The 17,557-nt window shown below is 60.2% G+C and carries 16 protein-coding genes; 5 read left to right on the top strand and 11 right to left on the bottom strand.

Annotated features, from left to right (window positions below; translation table 11 throughout):
* Positions 1-97 precede the first annotated feature (97 nt).
* Positions 98-778: a Fe2+-dependent dioxygenase gene (locus NVB75_RS15405; RefSeq protein ID WP_063027088.1), complete on the top strand. Its 681-nt coding sequence runs from the start codon at positions 98-100 to the stop codon at positions 776-778.
* Positions 779-780: 2 nt separating this feature from the next.
* Positions 781-1,581, top strand: a complete 801-nt coding sequence (locus tag NVB75_RS15400; RefSeq protein ID WP_258348147.1) for a tetratricopeptide repeat protein — start codon at positions 781-783, stop codon at positions 1,579-1,581.
* Positions 1,582-1,647: 66 nt separating this feature from the next.
* On the opposite strand, the gene NVB75_RS15395 is transcribed toward NVB75_RS15400, so the two are convergent.
* The 5 genes from NVB75_RS15395 to NVB75_RS15375 form a co-directional block, all read right to left on the bottom strand.
* On the bottom strand, positions 1,648-2,811 hold the full coding sequence (locus tag NVB75_RS15395; protein WP_003215969.1) for a type III PLP-dependent enzyme: 1,164 nt from the start codon (positions 2,809-2,811) through the stop codon (positions 1,648-1,650).
* Positions 2,812-3,286: 475 nt separating this feature from the next.
* Positions 3,287-4,444 (bottom strand): betaine/proline/choline family ABC transporter ATP-binding protein, encoded by a 1,158-nt coding sequence (locus NVB75_RS15390; protein WP_008437274.1) that lies wholly within the window; start codon positions 4,442-4,444, stop codon positions 3,287-3,289.
* Positions 4,441-5,094 carry an ABC transporter permease gene (locus tag NVB75_RS15385; protein WP_010175055.1) on the bottom strand — a complete coding sequence of 218 codons (654 nt, stop codon included), beginning with the start codon at positions 5,092-5,094 and terminating at the stop codon, positions 4,441-4,443. The genes NVB75_RS15390 and NVB75_RS15385 overlap by 4 nt, the downstream gene beginning before the upstream one ends.
* An 11-nt stretch (positions 5,095-5,105) precedes the next feature.
* Positions 5,106-5,999, bottom strand: a complete 894-nt coding sequence (locus NVB75_RS15380) for a glycine betaine ABC transporter substrate-binding protein (protein ID WP_258348144.1) — start codon at positions 5,997-5,999, stop codon at positions 5,106-5,108.
* A 38-nt stretch (positions 6,000-6,037) separates the two neighbouring features.
* Positions 6,038-6,790: an ABC transporter permease gene (locus tag NVB75_RS15375; RefSeq protein ID WP_232920563.1), complete on the bottom strand. Its 753-nt coding sequence runs from the start codon at positions 6,788-6,790 to the stop codon at positions 6,038-6,040.
* Between the two features lie 295 nt (positions 6,791-7,085).
* Here NVB75_RS15375 and NVB75_RS15370 point away from each other — a divergent pair, with 295 nt between their 5' ends.
* The 3 genes from NVB75_RS15370 to NVB75_RS15360 all read left to right on the top strand — a co-directional run bounded on the left by NVB75_RS15370 (position 7,086) and on the right by NVB75_RS15360 (position 10,339).
* Positions 7,086-8,669: a peptide chain release factor 3 gene (locus NVB75_RS15370; protein ID WP_010175060.1), complete on the top strand. Its 1,584-nt coding sequence runs from the start codon at positions 7,086-7,088 to the stop codon at positions 8,667-8,669.
* 1,015 nt (positions 8,670-9,684) lie between these two features.
* Positions 9,685-9,960: a hypothetical protein gene (locus tag NVB75_RS15365; RefSeq protein ID WP_258348140.1), complete on the top strand. Its 276-nt coding sequence runs from the start codon at positions 9,685-9,687 to the stop codon at positions 9,958-9,960.
* Between the two features lie 112 nt (positions 9,961-10,072).
* The gene (locus NVB75_RS15360; protein WP_258348130.1) at positions 10,073-10,339 is read left to right on the top strand and encodes a hypothetical protein; all 267 of its coding nucleotides are present in this window, start codon (positions 10,073-10,075) and stop codon (positions 10,337-10,339) included.
* 110 nt (positions 10,340-10,449) lie between these two features.
* Here the strand turns inward: NVB75_RS15360 and NVB75_RS15355 are convergent, their stop codons facing one another.
* From NVB75_RS15355 to NVB75_RS15330, 6 genes are all read right to left on the bottom strand, one after another.
* Entirely contained in the window at positions 10,450-11,421 is a 972-nt protein-coding gene (locus NVB75_RS15355; RefSeq protein ID WP_258348128.1) for a peptide ABC transporter ATP-binding protein, read from the bottom strand.
* On the bottom strand, positions 11,421-12,389 hold the full coding sequence (locus tag NVB75_RS15350; protein ID WP_008437263.1) for an ABC transporter ATP-binding protein: 969 nt from the start codon (positions 12,387-12,389) through the stop codon (positions 11,421-11,423). Before NVB75_RS15350 ends, NVB75_RS15355 begins: the two co-directional genes overlap by 1 nt.
* A gap of 10 nt (positions 12,390-12,399) precedes the next feature.
* Positions 12,400-13,311 (bottom strand): ABC transporter permease subunit, encoded by a 912-nt coding sequence (locus tag NVB75_RS15345; RefSeq protein ID WP_003215991.1) that lies wholly within the window; start codon positions 13,309-13,311, stop codon positions 12,400-12,402.
* A 10-nt stretch (positions 13,312-13,321) separates the two neighbouring features.
* Positions 13,322-14,332 carry an ABC transporter permease subunit gene (locus tag NVB75_RS15340; RefSeq protein WP_003215992.1) on the bottom strand — a complete coding sequence of 337 codons (1,011 nt, stop codon included), beginning with the start codon at positions 14,330-14,332 and terminating at the stop codon, positions 13,322-13,324.
* Positions 14,333-14,406: 74 nt separating this feature from the next.
* Positions 14,407-16,005 carry an ABC transporter substrate-binding protein gene (locus NVB75_RS15335; protein ID WP_258348117.1) on the bottom strand — a complete coding sequence of 533 codons (1,599 nt, stop codon included), beginning with the start codon at positions 16,003-16,005 and terminating at the stop codon, positions 14,407-14,409.
* A gap of 81 nt (positions 16,006-16,086) precedes the next feature.
* Positions 16,087-17,484 carry an OprD family porin gene (locus NVB75_RS15330; protein WP_258348115.1) on the bottom strand — a complete coding sequence of 466 codons (1,398 nt, stop codon included), beginning with the start codon at positions 17,482-17,484 and terminating at the stop codon, positions 16,087-16,089.
* Positions 17,485-17,557: the final 73 nt, after the last annotated feature.

Here is a 17,557-nt window from a genome sequence, read left to right as displayed (position 1 = left end):
TTTACATTCTCGTTCGTCTATTGCGCGGCAGTGGGGTTGTACACAGTCAATAAGAATCACTACCATTGGCGCCTCACTGTTTTCAGGTAATGCCTCCATGTTGCTGCACATTCCCGGCCTGTTCTCTCGCGAGGAAGTGCTGCGCATCCGCGAAGCCCTGACGCACACCGAGTGGGCCGACGGCAAAATCACTGCTGGGCACCAGTCGGCCAAGGCCAAACACAACCTGCAACTGCCGGAAGGCCACCCACTGGCGCAGGAAATTGGCGCGGCGATCCTTGATCGGCTGTGGAAAAACCCGCTGTTCATGTCAGCGGCGTTACCGCACAAGGTCTTCCCTCCGTTGCTCAACTGTTATACCGCCGGCGGCAGTTTCGACTTTCATATCGACAATGCCGTGCGCCAGTCCAAGGGCAGCCACGAGCGGGTGCGCACCGACCTGTCCTCCACGGTATTTTTCAGCGACCCCGACGACTACGACGGCGGCGAGCTGGAAATCCAGGACACCTTCGGCCTGCAGCGGGTCAAGTTGCCGGCGGGCGACATGGTGCTGTACCCCGGCTCCAGCCTGCACAAAGTCAACGCCGTGACCCGTGGCGCGCGCTACGCCTCGTTTTTCTGGACCCAAAGCCTGGTGCGCGAAGACAGCCAGCGCACGCTGCTGTTCGAGATGGACGGTGCGATCCAGCAACTGAGTCGGGACGTGCCCGACCACCCGGCGTTGATCCAGCTCACCGGTACCTATCACAACCTGCTGCGCCGCTGGGTTGAGGTCTGAGCGTGGGCTTTTTATTGCGCCGTGAAGAAGTCCTCAACGTTGAGCAATTACAGGCCATGCTCGACGATTCCCCGGTGCGCGCCGCCCAGGCGATTTTGATCGCCGCGAAAGAGGGCGTTGTGGATGCCCAGGCGCTGCTCGGGCAAATCCTGCTGGAAGGGCGCGGCATCGAACGCGATGAAGCGCTGGCGGTGCGCTGGTTCCGGATCGCGGCCCACGGTGGGCATTTGATGGCGCGCAACATGCTAGGGCGTTGCCTGGAGCATGGTTGGGGTTGTGGGGCAGATGCCGTGGCGGCGGCCCGGGAATATCGGCTGGCGGCGGAGGCCGGGCTGGATTGGGGCTTGTACAACTACGCCAACCTGCTGGCGACCGGGCGCGGGGTTGCCGAGGATCAAAACCAGGCGCTGGCGTGTTATCGACAGGCGGCGGAACTGGGTCATGCCAAGTCGATGAACCTGCTGGGGCGTTATCTGGAAGAAGGGCAGTTCTGCCCGAGGGATCTGGAGGCGGCGGTGGCGTGGTATCGCCGGTCAGCGGAAGGCGGGGATTTTCGCGGGCAGTTCAGTTATGCGGCGGTGTTGGCGGACCGGGGCGAGATAGAAACGGCACTGGAATGGTTGCGCAAGGCACTGGCGGGCGGGAATTTGAAGTTCTTGCGGGTGGCGCACAAGGCGTTGTCTGCCGCCAATGACCCGCAGATACGGGCGATGGCCGAGATTTATCAAGCGCATGCGATTGAACTTGATCGTTCCCACGCTCTGGGTGGAAATGCCGCCCTGGACGCTCTGCGTCCGCTCTAACCGCGTGACGCAGAGCGTCACCGGATGCGTTCCCACGCAGAGCGTGGGAACGATCAGGGCGTGCGTTTACAGGTAGAACGATTTCAACGGCGGGAAGCCGTTGAACTCAACAGCGCTGTAGCTGGTGGTGTACGCACCGGTAGACAACCAGTACATCCGGTCACCAATCGCCAGGTTCAGCGGCAGGCCGTACTTGTAGTTCTCGTACATGATGTCGGCGCTGTCGCAGGTCGGGCCCGCGATGACCACTTCTTCCATCTCGCCTTTCTTCTCGGTCCAGATCGGGAACTTGATGGCTTCATCCATGGTTTCGATCAGGCCGGAGAATTTGCCCACGTCGGTGTATACCCAACGCTCGACGGCGGTGCGGGATTTACGCGCAACCAGTACCACTTCGCTGACCAGGATGCCGGCGTTGGCGATCAACGAACGGCCCGGCTCCAGGATGATTTCCGGCAGGTCGTCACCGAAATCTTCCTTGAGGAAGCGGATGATTTCCTCGGCGTAGGTTTCCAGGCTGTTGGTACGGGTGATGTAGTTGGCCGGGAAGCCACCGCCCATGTTGATCAGCTTGAGGTGGATGCCGTCTTCTTCCTTCAGGCGCTCGAAGATCACTTTGACCTTGGCGATCGCCGCGTCCCACACGCTGATATCACGCTGTTGCGAGCCGACGTGGAAGGAGATGCCGTAAGGCACCAGGCCCAGGTCGCGAGCGAGGATCAGCAGGTCCATGGCCATGTCGGTCTGGCAGCCGAATTTGCGCGACAGCGGCCAGTCGGCCGTGGTCGACCCTTCGGTGAGGATGCGCACATACACTTTCGAACCCGGGGCGGCCTTGGCGATGTTGCGCAGGTCGGCTTCGGAGTCGGTGGAGAACAGGCGCACGCCTTTCTCGTAGAAGTAGCGGATGTCTTTGGATTTCTTGATGGTGTTGCCGTAGCTGATACGGTCAGGGCTGACGCCGCGGTCCATGACCTTGTCCAGCTCGTAGATCGACGCGATGTCGAAGCTCGAACCCTTGTCTTTGAGCAGGTCGATGATCTCGACGGCCGGGTTGGCCTTGACGGCGTAGTACACCTTGGCGAATTCGAAACCGGCGCGCAGGTCATCGTAGGCCTGGCTGATCATCGCGGTGTCGATCACCACGAACGGGGTTTCCTGGGTGTCAGCGAACGCCTTCATTTTGTCAAAAGTGGCGCGCGCGAAATAGTCTTCGACCTGGATCGACATGCTGGGAACTCCTACTGGCAAACTAAATTGATCAATGGGTGCAAATGAACGTCCTCCGTATCCCCACTTTGGTTCGCCTACTTCCCAAGGCATGTCGCCGAAAGCAAAAAGGCCATGGGATCAACCGCTTCCCTTGGCCTTGCTGTCTCGTCGTCAGTACTTGAGCCGGATGGATCGTTTCCAGCATGGACGTTCGGCGCGAACTTTAGGACGTGAGGGGCTATAGATCAACTAAAAATGTCGCGTTTTTGCACGCGTTCGTCGTGAGGCCGCGTGCAGCTACTTATGTAACCGACCGGTATGACGGATTGATGTTCCCCGGGAGGGGCAATTTGACGTGTTGCAGGCACAGTGAAGATCCAATGTGGGAGCGGGCTTGCTCGCGAAGGCGGTGTATCAGCCAATGCATCCGGTGACTGACACTCCGCCTTCGCGAGCAAGCCCGCTCCCACAATTTGAACCGCGCTGTGTCAGGTCATGCGAGCGCTGTCTCGGCAGGCGACACAATACTGGTCTTGCCCCCACGGGACTTACCGGAACTCAGGTACTCGGCAATCGACTCCTGGGTGACTTCCCCCAGGAACACCCGCTCCGCATCCATCACCGGCAACCACGAGCGGTTGAACTCGTACATGCGCGACAACAGGATGCGCAAATGCTCGTCGTACGCCGCCGTGGCGTTGAACTCGCGCAGGTATTGGCCGCAGGTACCGGTCTGACGATGCAGGTCGCGACGTCGCACATAACCCAGTGCCTTGTTCTCGGCATCGGTCACCACCACGTAGCGACGGTCCAGCTCGTCCATCTGCTCCAGGGCGTCCGCCACCGGCGTCTCCGGGCTGACCGACGGTGCGTTGTCCGCCGCATCTTCAGCCTTCACCAGCAACAGGCGCTTGAGGGTGCTGTCCTGGCCAACGAAATTGCTGACGAACTCGTCGGCAGGGTGGGCCAGCAGGGTGTCCGGGTGATCGATCTGCAGCAGCTTGCCGGCACGGAAGATCGCGATCTTGTCGCCCAGCTTGATGGCTTCGTCGATGTCGTGGCTGACCATGATCACAGTCTTGTTCAGCGCGCGCTGCATCTCGAAGAACTCGTTCTGGATCATCTCGCGGTTGATCGGGTCGACCGCGCCGAACGGCTCATCCATCAGCAGCAACGGTGCATCCGCCGCCAGGGCGCGGATCACGCCGATCCGCTGTTGCTGGCCGCCAGACAGTTCACGCGGGTAGCGGTGCAGGTACTGCTTGGGTTCCAGCTTGATCATGCTCATCAATTCGCGGGCGCGGTCGTGGCATTTCTGCTTGTCCCAGCCCAGCAGCTTGGGCACCACCACGATGTTCTCTTCGATGGTCATGTTCGGGAACAGACCGATCTGCTGGATCACATAGCCGATGTTGCGACGCAGGGTCACTTCGTCGAGGTCGGTGGTGTCTTCGCCGTTGATCAGGATCTTGCCGGAGGTCGGCTTGATCAGGCGGTTGATCATTTTCAGCGTGGTGCTCTTGCCGCAGCCCGACGGGCCGAGGAACACGCAAATTTCGCCTTCGTTGACGGTCAGGCTTACGGAATCAACGGCGGTGATGGTCTTGCCGTTGCTTTGGAAGGTCTTGGTCAGGTTTTGAAGTTCGATCATTTGAGCAGTCCTTTTGGAGTCAGCGTGCGTTGCAGCCATTGCAGAAGCAGGTCGGCGAAGATGGCCAGGAGACTGACCAGTACGGCGCCAACGATCAGCATCGACATGTCGCTGCGGCTGATGGAAGCCAGAATAAGTACACCCAGGCCACCGGCGCCGATGGTGGCGGCGATGGTCATCACACCAATGTTCATCACCACGGCGGTGCGCACACCGGCGAGGATCACCGGCACGGCAATCGGCAGTTCGACCATGCGCAGGCGCTGGCCGAAGGTCATGCCGATGCCTTTGGCGGCTTCGCGGATGCCGGGTTCAACGCCGGTGAGGGCGAGGTAGGTGTTACGCATGATAGGCAGCAGGGAATAGAGGAACACGGCGGTGATCGCCGGCATCGGCCCCAGGCCCTGGCCGAATTTGGAGTAGAACGGCAGCAGCAGGCCGAACAGCGCAATCGACGGCACGGTCAGCAGCACGGTGGCGCTGGCTTGCAACGGGCCAGCGAGGGTCGGGAAGCGGGTCATCAGCACGCCCAGCGGCACGCCTACGACGATTGCCAGGATTACTGCAATGCCGACCAGGGTGATGTGCTGCCAGGTCAGTTGCAGGACGAGTGCCCAATCAAGATGGGAAAAGGCGTTCAGGAATTCCATGTCTTCTCCTCTTAGTTGATCGGATGCTGGCGCAGGAAATCTGCGGCCACAGCGGATGGGCTTTCATGGTCGACGTCGACCCGCGCATTCAGCTGGCGCATGGTTGCGTCGTCGAACAGCGCAGCCAACGGCTTGAGATCAGCGGCCAGTTGCGGGTGAGCGTCGAGGTAAACCTGACGCACCACCGGCGCGGCGGTGTAGTCCGGGAAGTAATGCTTGTCGTCTTCCAGCAGCTTCAATTTGAAGGCGTTCAGGCGACCGTCGGTGGTGTAGACCAAACCGGCAAACACCTGGCCATTACGCAGCGCGGTGTAAACCAGGCCGGCGTCCATCTGGCGGGTGTTTTTGCGGGTCAGGTTCATCTCGTACAGCTTGACCATGCCGGCCATGCCGTCGGAACGGTTGGCGAACTCGGTGTCCAGGGCCACCAGGCGGTTTTCCTTGGTTTTCTCGGCCAGTGCCGCAGTCAGGTCGCTGATGCTGTTGATCTGCGGGAATTCCTTGGCCACGTTCTCTGGCAGGGCCAGGGCGTAGGTGTTGCTGAATTTCGACGGGGAGAGCCAGACCAGGCCTTTTTTCGCATCGAGTTCTTTCACCCGGGCGTAGGACTGTTCGCTATCGAGCTTCTCGTCGACATGGTTGTAGGCCACCAGCGACACACCGGTGTATTCCCAGATCAGGTCCAGTTGCCCGCTTTCCTGGGCACTGCGCGCCAGGTTGCTGCCCAGGCCGCCGGTCACACGGGTGTCGTAACCCTTGGTGCGCAGGTACTGGGAAGTGATTTCGGCGAGCAGGGTCTGTTCAGTGAACACCCGGGCGCCGATACGAATGACCGGTTTTTCAGCGGCTTGCGCAAACCCTGCGAACAGCAGGACGCAGCTCAATATCAATGTCAGTTTTTTCATGTGAGTTCCTGTTTCAGGCCCAAGACGGGGCCAAAGCCTTAAGACGGACGCAACCCGCGTTCCAGCCAAAGGCGGCTGGCCATGGTCACCAGACCGTCGAGCAGCAAGGCCAGCAGCGCGGTGCACGCAGCGCCGAGCAGCAGTTGCGGCTGATTGTTCAGGGCGATGCCGGGGAAAATCAGGCTGCCCAGGCTATTGGCGCCAATCAGGAACGCCAGGGGCGCGGTACCGACGTTGATCGCCAGCGCGACGCGCACACCGCCGATGATGATCGGCACGGCGTTGGGCAGTTCCACGCGAAACAGCACCTGGCGCGGCGTCATGCCGATGCCGACGGCGGCTTCTTTCAGGGAACCTTGAACGTTTTTCAGGCCTTCATAAGTGTTGCGCACGATGGGCAGCAACGAGGCGAGGAACAGCGCGAAGATCGCGGGGCCGCTGCCGATGCCAAGGACACCGAGGGCGATGGCCAGTACGGCCAAGGGAGGGACGGTATTGCCGATGTTGAAGATCTGCATGAAGCGTTCTGCGCGCCCGACCATGTTGGGTCGGCTGAGCAGGATACCGGCGGGAATCCCTACGATCAGGGCGGCCAGCATCGAAACCAGGACGAGGATCAAGTGAGCTTGCAGGTAAAACAACAAATCGTCGCGGTACAGTTCGATCGTGTTGATGCCGATCCAGTGGACCAGCAGGGCCAGGAGAGCGACGACAACCGCTCCTCCTATAAGCCCTTTGCCATAGCGAATAGCCACAGGCGGACTCCTTTTTTCTTCTGTCGGCGAACACATTTCCGAGCGGCAATGCCATTACTGGCTGCCTCTGAATGTGGTCGCGAAATGCAGCTCGCCAATACCGGCAACGCGGTATGAGGTCGAGCCATGAGCGCAGCCTCGTCAGGCTAACTTGCTGATTTTTCAGCCCCTGTTACGAGTGCGATAGCAGGGGAGTGGACGTCTCTACCTTTTAAAAGGTTCCATACTTGGCAGCAATTAGCCACCCCCAATGGGGTGAACGGTGGTCTGTAACCCCGGGTTTGCGCTATACTCGCCGCCCTTTTTTGACTCACCTGCCAGGCGATTTCCCATGACCCACCAGGCCGCCGAAGTCGCGAAACGCCGCACTTTCGCCATTATTTCCCACCCCGATGCCGGTAAAACCACCATCACCGAAAAGCTGTTGCTGATGGGCAAGGCGATCGCGGTGGCCGGCACGGTGAAATCCCGTAAATCCGACCGCCATGCCACCTCCGACTGGATGGAAATGGAAAAGCAGCGTGGTATTTCCATTACCACGTCGGTCATGCAGTTCCCGTATCGCGACCACATGATCAACCTGCTCGACACCCCGGGCCACGAAGACTTCTCCGAAGACACCTACCGCACCCTGACCGCAGTGGACTCGGCACTGATGGTCCTCGATGGCGGTAAAGGCGTTGAGCCACGGACCATCGCGCTGATGGACGTCTGCCGCCTGCGGGACACGCCGATTGTCAGCTTTATCAACAAACTCGACCGTGACATCCGCGACCCGATCGAACTGCTGGACGAAATCGAAGCCGTCCTGAAGATCAAGGCCGCGCCGATCACCTGGCCGATTGGTTGCTATCGCGACTTCAAGGGCGTGTACCACCTGGCCGACGACTACATCATTGTGTACACCGCCGGCCATGGCCACGAACGGACCGATGTGAAAATCATCGAGAAGCTCGACTCCGACGAAGCCCGCGCCCACCTGGGTGACGAGTACGACCGGTTTGTCGACCAGCTGGAACTGGTGCAGGGCGCTTGCCACGAGTTCAACCAGCAGGAATTCCTCGATGGCCAGCTGACGCCGGTGTTCTTCGGTACTGCCCTGGGCAACTTCGGTGTCGATCACGTGCTTGATGCCGTGGTCAATTGGGCACCCAAGCCGCTGGCCCGTGTTGCCAACGAGCGTACCGTTGAACCGGTGGAAGAGAAGTTTGCCGGCTTCGTGTTCAAGATCCAGGCGAACATGGACCCGAAACACCGTGACCGCATCGCCTTTATGCGCATCTGCTCCGGCAAATACGAAAAAGGCATGAAGATGCGCCACGTGCGCACCGGCAAGGACGTGCGCATCGGCGACGCCCTGACGTTCTTCTCGTCCGAGCGTGAGCAGCTGGAAGAAGCGTTTGCCGGCGACATCATCGGCTTGCACAACCACGGCACCATCCAGATCGGCGACACGTTCACCGAAGGCGAAGTACTGGGCTTCACCGGTATCCCGCACTTCGCTCCGGAATTGTTCCGCCGCGTGCGCCTGCGTGACCCGTTGAAATCCAAGCAACTGCGCCAGGGTTTGCAGCAGTTGGCGGAAGAGGGCGCCACCCAGGTGTTCTTCCCGGAGCGCAGCAACGACATCATCCTTGGCGCCGTTGGTGTGCTGCAGTTCGATGTGGTGGCCAGTCGTCTGAAAGAGGAATACAAGGTGGAATGCTCCTACGAGCCGATTACCGTGTACTCCGCGCGCTGGATTGATTGCAGCGATAAGAAGAAGCTGGAAGAGTTCAAGATCAAGGCGGTGGAAAACCTCGCGATTGACGGTGGTGGTCACCTGACCTACCTGGCCCCGACCCGGGTCAACCTGGCGCTGATGGAAGAGCGCTGGCCGGATGTGAAATTCCGCGCGACTCGCGAACACCATTAAGGGTTAGCGGTGGGCGAAAGGGCGAAGCTGTCATGGCTTCGCCCTTTTTTGTGTGGGAAGGGTTAGGTGGGGTGTATATCCGTTATTTGGGTGATGGCCGCTTATGGTTCCGCTCTTACAGCGGCTCACTTTTGAAGAGCGCAAAAGTAAGCAAAACGCTCTTGCCCCACCACTCGGCACCTCGCCTAGGCTCGGTGTGCCCTCACTCCGGCTTTGGACCGTGGGCCGCCGTCCTGGGCCATCCCTGGCCCAGGACGGCTAACCTGGCGTCCTGCCAGGTTACCCACGCTCCAAGGCCTGCGTTCGGCCAGCGTGGTTTAACGGGGCGCCTAAGATCAAGATCAAAAGCAAAAGCAAAAGCAAAAGCACAGCGGCCTCCCGGCCGGCTTGAGTGTTGAAGAGCAAAATCAAAAGCTAAAGCGGGCACGGTCCAAAAAATGTGGGAGCGGGCTTGCTCGCGAAGGTCGTTAACGATGACGCGGGCATTCTGGATGAACGCGGCGCTCTCAGGTTTTTCGCGAGCAAGCCCGCTCCCACAGAAAAGCAGATTTGTTTTCGCTCTGGTTTTTGCTTTTGCTTTTAACACTCAAGCCGGCCGGGAGGCCGCTGTGCTTTTGCTTTTGATTTTGATCTGACTGCCCCAATAAGCCCGAGGCCGAACGCAGGTATTGCGGAGCGGGTAAACCGGCAGGACGCCGGTTTAGCCGCGCCGGGCCATGGATGGCCCGTCGCGGCGGCCCGCGGAGCAATGCCGGAGTGAGGGAACACCGAGCCTAGGCGAGGTGCCGACAGGCGGGGCAGAGCCCTTTGCTTACTTTGGGGCTTTTCCAAAGTGAGCCGCTGTAAGAGCGGAACCATAAGCCGCCGTTACCGAAGAAATGGATATGTACTCAACCCAACCCACCCGAGCCCTCCGCACAAGGTATGCACATACTCAAGCTCTATTGGCGAAACACGCGCATTGAGACTAGCGTCTTGAGTACGGGATGTACCCACCAGCAGGAGGAAAATAAGCATGCGTGTTCTACCGCAGGTCGTGTTGTTATTGAAAGTGCTGGCACTGACGTCCCTGGGCATATCGTCAGCCTGGGCGCATCAGCCGGCACAGGGCGAGATGCTATTGGCCGCTACAGGAGACCAGACCTGGAAGGACACAGGCAAGACCAGCGGCACCAAGGAAAGCAACTCCGGCAGCTGGAAGCCACAAACCAGCACCACCAGCAGCGATGACGCCGAAAACCCGGATAACGAGGGTGAAGACAGCCAAACCTACGATGATGGCAATAGTTGAGTGCGCCGCCGGACTGCGCTGGCGAAAACCCTCCATGGGGACTAACTTCAACGCTGGCGGCGGAAAAAGGCTGTCGTGCGGGATTTACTTACTGACTGGACGGAAATCGACCATGAGTATCTTTCAACGTGTGGTGCTGTTGCTCAAAGTGCTGGTGATGTTGTCGCTGGGCATGTCCTCCGCGTGGGCCACTACGGCCGTGCAAAGCCATTCCACGGGGTTTGTGGCAGCGAAGACGGTACAGGCAGGTGGTTTGCAGCTGGCCAAAAGTGAATCCGAGCCTGGTGACGAGGACCAGGGCGGCTCCAAGGATGATGATCAACAAACACCCCCGGATGACGATGATAGCGATGCGGGTGATGGTGACAGCGATACCTGAGTTGCACTGAAAAAAAAGCCCCTCTTGCCGGACAGATGCGCTATCCGGCGAGAGGGGCTGTAGAACACAGTCGATGCCCTGGACTCAACCCCAGGGCATTTTTTTGCGGGTCAGACCACGAACTGTTCCGCGTAGTGGCACGCCACCTGGCGATTGTCCAGTGGTAGCAACGCCGGCTCGTCGGTACTGCACAGCTGGGTCGCATACGGGCAGCGCTTGTGGAAGGCGCAGCCAGACGGCGGGTTCAGTGGGTTGGGCAGCTCGCCGACGATCTTGATCTTCGGCTTGTTCGGGTCCGGGTGAATGGTCGGGGTCGCCGACAGCAGCGCCTGGGTGTACGGGTGCAGCGGGCGCGCATAGATGTCTTCCTTCGGACCCACTTCCACCGGGCGCCCGAGGTACATCACCATCACGTCATCGGCGACGTGTTGCACCACCGCGAGGTTGTGGGAGATGAACACGTAGGCGGTGTTGAATTCCTGCTGCAAATCCATGAACAAGTTCAGCACCTGAGCCTGGATCGACACGTCCAACGCCGAGGTCGGTTCATCCGCCACCAGCACTTTCGGTTGCAGCATCATTGCCCGGGCCAGTGCGATCCGCTGGCGCTGGCCACCGGAGAACATGTGCGGGTAGCGCTGATAGTGCTCAGGGCGCAGGCCCACTTGCTTCATCATCGCCTGGACCTTTTCGCGGCGTTCGGCGGCGGACAGGTTGGTGTTGATCAGCAGCGGCTCGCCCAGTTGGTCACCGACCTTCTGGCGCGGGTTCAGCGAGGCGTACGGGCTCTGGAACACCATCTGCACGTCTTTGCGCAACTGCTTGCGCTGGGCCTTGTCGGCGCCGGCCACTTCTTGCCCTGCGATTTTCAGCGAGCCGGAAGACGGTTCTTCGATCAGCGTCAGGGCGCGGGCCAGGGTGGATTTGCCGCAACCGGATTCGCCCACGACCGCGAGGGTCTTGCCAGCTTCCAGCTCGAACGACACACCATTGAGCGCACGCACCAGGGCGTGGCCCTTGAACAGGCCACGGGAAACTTCGTAGTGACGGGTCAGGTCGCGGGCGGTAAGTACGACGGCCATTACGCCACCTCCTGATTCAGCGGGTAGAAGCAGCGGGCGAGGCTGTTGCTTTTCGGGTCAAGGCCCGGGCGTTGGGCGCGGCAGGATTCCTGCACATACGGGCAGCGTGGCGACAGCAGGCAACCCTGCGGGCGGTCATAACGGCCGGGAACGATACCCGGCAGCGTGGCCAGGCGCGTGGCGCCCAGGCTGTGCTCGGGAATCGCCTTGAGCAGCGCTTCGCTGTACGGGTGCGCCGGGATGTCGAACAACTGCGGCACCTGGCCGACTTCCACGGCTTGGCCGGCGTACATCACGCACACGCGCTGGGCGGTTTCAGCCACCACCGCGAGGTCGTGGGTGATCAGCACCAGGCCCATGTTCTGCTCTTTCTGCAAGGCCAGCAGCAGGTCCATGATCTGGGCCTGGATGGTCACGTCGAGCGCAGTAGTCGGTTCATCGGCGATCAGCAGTTTCGGCTCGCCGGCGATGGCCATGGCGATCGCCACACGCTGGCTCATACCACCGGACAACTGGTGTGGGTAGGCATCCATACGGCTGGCAGCGCCCGGGATTTCCACCTTTTCGAGCAGTTCGATGGCACGCTTGCGCGCTTGCTTGCCGGACATTTTCAAATGCAGGCGCAGCACTTCTTCGATCTGGAAACCCACGGTGTAGCTGGGGTTCAGGGCGGTCATCGGGTCCTGGAAGACCATCGCCAGGTCTTTACCGACGATCTGCCGGCGCTGGCGGTTGCTCAGCTTGAGCATGTCCTTGCCGTCGAAGTTCAGGGCGTCGGCGGTGACGATGCCTGGGTGCTCGATCAGGCCCATCAGCGCCATCATGGTCACGGATTTACCCGAACCCGACTCGCCAACGATTGCCAGTACTTCGCCTTTGTCGACGGAGATGTCGAGGCCATCGACCACCGGTACGGCGGTCTTGTCGCCGAAGCGGACATTGAGATTCTTGATTTCTAGTAGTGACATGGGAATCTCCTCAGGCGGCATTCTTGAGTTTCGGGTCCAGCGCATCGCGCAGCCCGTCGCCCATCAGGTTGATTGCCAGCACGCTGAGCAAAATGGTCAAACCAGGCAGGCTCACGACCCACCAGGCGCGTTCGATGTAGTCGCGGGCCGAAGCCAGCATGGTGCCCCACTCCGGGGTTGGCGGTTGTACGCCAAGGCCCAGGAAGCCCAGGGCTGCAGCATCGAGAATTGCCGAGGAGAAACTCAGGGTGGCCTGAACGATCAGCGGCGCCATGCAGTTCGGCAGCACGGTGACGAACATCAGGCGCGGCAGGCCGGCGCCGGCGAGGCGCGCGGCGGTCACGTAGTCACGGTTCAGTTCGCCCATCACCGCAGCGCGGGTCAGGCGGACGTAGGACGGCAACGACACGATCGCGATGGCGATCACGGTGTTGATCAGGCCAGGGCCGAGGATCGCGACAATGGCCACAGCCAGCAGCAGCGATGGCAGGGCCAGCATGATGTCCATCAGACGCATGATGGTCGGGCCAAGCAGGCGCGGGAAGAAACCGGCGAACAGGCCCAGCAGGATCCCCGGGATCAGCGACATCACCACCGACGACAAGCCGATCAGCAAGGACAGGCGCGAACCCTGGATCAGGCGCGACAGCAGGTCACGGCCCAGTTCATCGGTGCCCAGCAGGAACTGGATCTGCCCACCTTCCAGCCAGGCCGGAGGGGTCAGCAGGAAGTCACGGTATTGCTCGCTCGGGTTGTGCGGGGCCACCCAAGGGGCGAACAGCGCGCAAAACACCACCAGCAACATGAACAGCAGGCCGGCAACCGCGCCTTTGTTCTTGGAGAAGGCTTGCCAGAATTCTTTGTACGGGGACGGGTACAGCAGGCTTTGATCGACTGCTACCGCGGGAGTAGGTGTGGTCATGGTCATGATCTCAGCGCTGGTGACGGATGCGTGGGTTGGCGAAGCCGTAGAGGATGTCCACCACGAAGTTCACCAGAATCACCAGGCAGGCGATTAACAGGATGCCGTTTTGCACCACGGGATAGTCCCGTGCGCCAATGGCTTCAATCAGCCATTTGCCGATGCCGGGCCACGAGAAGATGGTTTCGGTCAGGACCGCACCGGCCAGCAGCGTGCCGACTTGCAGGCCGACCACGGTGAGTACCGGGATCAACGCGTTACGCAGGCCGTGGACGAACACCACGCGCGCCGGCGACAGGCCTTTGGCCTTGGCGGTGCGGATGTAATCTTCACGCAATACTTCAAGCATCGACGAACGGGTCATCCGGGCGATAACGGCCAGCGGGATGGTACCGAGCACGATGGCTGGCAGGATCAGGTGGTGCAGGGCATCCCAGAATGCGTCCGGCTCGTCAGCCAGCAGGGTGTCGATCAGCATGAAGCCGGTGCGCGGCTCGATGTCGTAGAGCAGGTCGATCCGTCCCGACACTGGCGTCCAGCCCAGGCTCACGGAGAAGAACATGATCAGGATCAGGCCCCACCAGAAGATCGGCATCGAATATCCCGCCAGGGAGATGCCCATCACCCCATGGTCGAACAGGGATCCTCGTTTCAAGGCCGCGATCACCCCGGCTAACAGCCCCAGGATGCCGGCGAACAACAGGGCGGCCATGGACAGTTCCAGGGTCGCGGGGAAAAGGGCGGTGAATTCAGTCCACACGCTGGTACGGGTACGCAGGGATTCGCCGAGGTCGCCGTGGGCGAGCTTGCCGACATAATCCAGGTATTGCGCATATAACGGTTTGTTCAGACCAAGGCGTTCCATTGCCTGAGCGTGCATCTCGGGGTCGACTCGTCGTTCGCCCATCATGACTTCGACAGGGTCGCCTGGGATCATGCGAATCAACGCGAACGTCAGCAAGGTGATGCCGAAAAACGTGGGGATCAATAACCCCAATCGGCGGGCAATAAAACTAAACATCTTGTTGTGTACCTCAATCAGCCGGTTAGGCAGGTTCGGCACCGTCAATGTCGACGGTGCCGAGCGTCTCTTATCTACTTCACCTGGGTGGTGGCGAAGTTATTTGTAGTCAGAGGGCTTTGGGTAAAACCTTCGACGTTTTTACGCATGGCGGTGAACATTTTCGGGTAAGCCATGGGAATCCATGGTTGGTCCTTTTCGAAAACGTCCAGTGCTTGTTCATAGAGTGCAGCGCGCTGGGTGGGTTCAGCGATAGCGCGTGCCTTGTCGATCAAGTCTTGAAACTCTTTGTTACACCAGCGGGCGTAGTTTTCGCCGTTTTTCGCTGCATCGCAACTCAAGTTCGGGGTGAGGAAGTTATCCGGGTCCCCGTTATCCCCCGCCCAGCCGGCGGAGACCATGTCATGTTCGCCATTCTTGGCGCGTTTGAGCATTTCGCCCCATTCCATGACCTTGATGTTCACTTTCAGGCCGATCTGCGCCAGGTCCGCCTGCATGCGCTGGGCGCCGAGCATCGGATTGGGGTTGGTCGGGCCGCCGCCGTTACGGGTGAACAGGGTGAACTCGGTGCCTTCCGGCACGCCGGCTTCCTTGAGCAGGGCGCGGGCCTTGTCCAGGTCACGCGGCGGGTTTTTCAGCTTGTCGCTGAAGCCCAGCAGAGTTGGCGGGTACGGGCCGGTGGCATCGATGGAGTTGCCTTTGCCGTACAGGGATTCGTTGTAGCCTTTCTTGTCGAACGCGATGTTGATCGCGTGCCGCACCCGCGCGTCGCTCATGTACTTGTGGGTGGTGTTCAGGGCGGTGTAGCTGGTGGTCATGGCCGCCAGTTCCGCGACTTTCAGGTTTGGATCAGCCTTGGCATTCGGCACGTCATCGGGCTTGGGATACAGCGCGATCTGGCATTCGTTGGCTTTGAGCTTTTGCAGGCGCACGTTGCTGTCGGTGGTGATGGCCAGGATCAACGGGTCAGCCGGCGGCTTGCCACGGAAGTAGTCCGGGTTGGCCTTGAAGCGCACTTGGGCGTCTTTGGCGTAGCGCGAGAAGATGAACGGCCCGGTGCCGATGGGCTTGGCGTTCAGGTCATCGGTCTTGCCGGACTTGAGCAACTGGTCGGCGTATTCGGCGGAGTGAATCGAGGAAAACGCCATGGCCAGGTCGGCCAGGAACGGTGCTTCAGGGCGGGTCAGGGTGAAGACCACGGTGTGGTCATCGGTCTTCGTGACGCTCTTGAGCAGTTCCTTGAAGCCCATGCTTTCAAAGTACGGGTAGCCCACGTTGGACTTGTTGTGCCACGGGTGATTCGGGTCCAGCTGGCGCTGGAAACTCCAGAGCACGTCGTCGGCATTCATGTTGCGCGTGGGTTTGAAGTAGTCGGTGGTGTGGAACTTGATGTCGTCACGCAGGTGAAAGGTGTAGGTCAGGCCATCGGCACTGATTTCCGGCAGGTCCTTGGCCAGCGCCGGGATCACTTCGGTGGTGCCGGGCTTGAAGTCCACCAGACGGTTGAACATGGTTTCGGCCGCGGCGTCGGCGGTGACAGCCGTGGTGTACAGGACCGGATCGAAGCCTTCCGGGCTGGCTTCGGTGCAGACGACCAACGGTTTGGCCGAGATGCCGACAGCGACGCTCAACAGCGCAGCGGCAATGGCAGCTTGTAACGGGAGCATTTTCATCTAAGAGCCCTCTGCAATCGATTGGACCAGACAAGCGTAAGCGGCGGGCTCGTCCTGAGCCCGCCGCTTACCTGGCGCTGATTAAAGAATGTTGAACGGGATGGTGGTCACCAGGCGGAACTCACGCAGGTTGCCGTCAGCCTGGTTGGCGCTGGCACGGTGAGTCACGTAGGTACCACGAATGGTGGTGGCCTTGAGTGCGCCGCTCTGGATCGCGTAAGCCGCGCCTACACCGTATTCCTGGTGCTTCTCGCCGTCCTGGGCCTGAATGCCGTTGTAGGCAAAGCCAGCCCGGCCGCCGTCGCCGGTGTAGTGAGTACCATCGATACCCCAGCCGCGAGCCGAGTAGATGTTGAACTTCAGGCCCGGCACGCCGTATTCGGCCATGTTGATGCCGTAGGCGATCTGGAAGGACTTCTCGTTCGGACCGTTAAAGTCGGACGTCAGGGAGTTGGCCAGGTAGATGCCGTTGGTTTCGTGCAGGTAGTCGAAGTACTCGTCGCCGTTCACGGCCTGGTACGAGAAGGTCAGGCTATGAGCCTGGTGGGTCAGGCCGAACGACAGCGAGTAGGTGTCGTTGTCGATCTTGCCCATCAACTTTTTGCCTTCGTCGACGGTTTTGTAGTAGTTCAGGCCGGTGGTCAGGGACAGGGTCTGGCTGTCACCCAGCTCGTGGGTAGCACCGAAGTAGTACTGGTTCCAGAAGTCTTCCACGTTGGCGGCGAACAGGCTGGTCTTCAGGCTCTTGAACGGCTGGTAGTTGACGCCCAGGGTGTTGACCTTGTCGGTTTCCTGGCGACCGTTGCCGTATTCGGTACGGAATTTCGACAGGCTCTGCTCGGTCCGTGGCGAAACGCGGTCAAACACGCCGCCCTGGAACGACAGGTTGCTGAACTCTTCGCTGTTGAAGCTCACACCTTCGAAGCTCGAAGGCAGCGCACGGTTGCCGATGGTGTCGACGATGCCGCTGCTGAAGTTCTGGCGACCGGCGGTCAAGGTGGTGTTCGAGACACGGAACTTGACGTTGGCCAGACCCAGTTTGCTCCACTGGTCTACAGCGTCGCCGTCGGAGTCAGCCAGGGTACGGTTGGAGCCGCCCTTGATGTCGCGCTTGCTGCGGTCCAGGACCACAGCGTTGTAGACCGCCACTTCAGTGCTCACGCCAACGGTGCCTTGGGTGAAACCCGAGGTAGCGTTGAGGATGGTGCCTTGCACCCAGTTGGTACGGTAGTTGTCAGTACGGGCTTCGCCGTGCTTCTGGTAAGTGAACTTGCTGCCACGGAAGCGTTGTTCGTTGGAGAACCAGTTGCGGGTTGTACCGCCCAGGCTTGCTCCATCGATAAAGCCTTTGGCCTCGCTTTGGGCGCTGGTGCCGGCCAGTGTGGTAGGAACGAAGTCCTGGCTTGCAGGTTCAGCGTAGGCGGTAGCCGTGATGCTGCTGATGGCCAGGGCCAGTAGCGCGGTGCTGCTCAGTTTCATGGGTGAAGCTCCTTTGGTTCTCTTTTTAATGCCGGTCTTTTTAGGTGAACCGGCTATTGGGTGTGTAACTCTT

This window comes from Pseudomonas sp. CBS (assembly GCF_024734645.1).
Taxonomy (GTDB): domain Bacteria; phylum Pseudomonadota; class Gammaproteobacteria; order Pseudomonadales; family Pseudomonadaceae; genus Aquipseudomonas.
The sequence above is the reverse complement of the archived record's forward strand: the minus strand, read 5'-3'. Positions and strand labels throughout refer to the sequence as shown.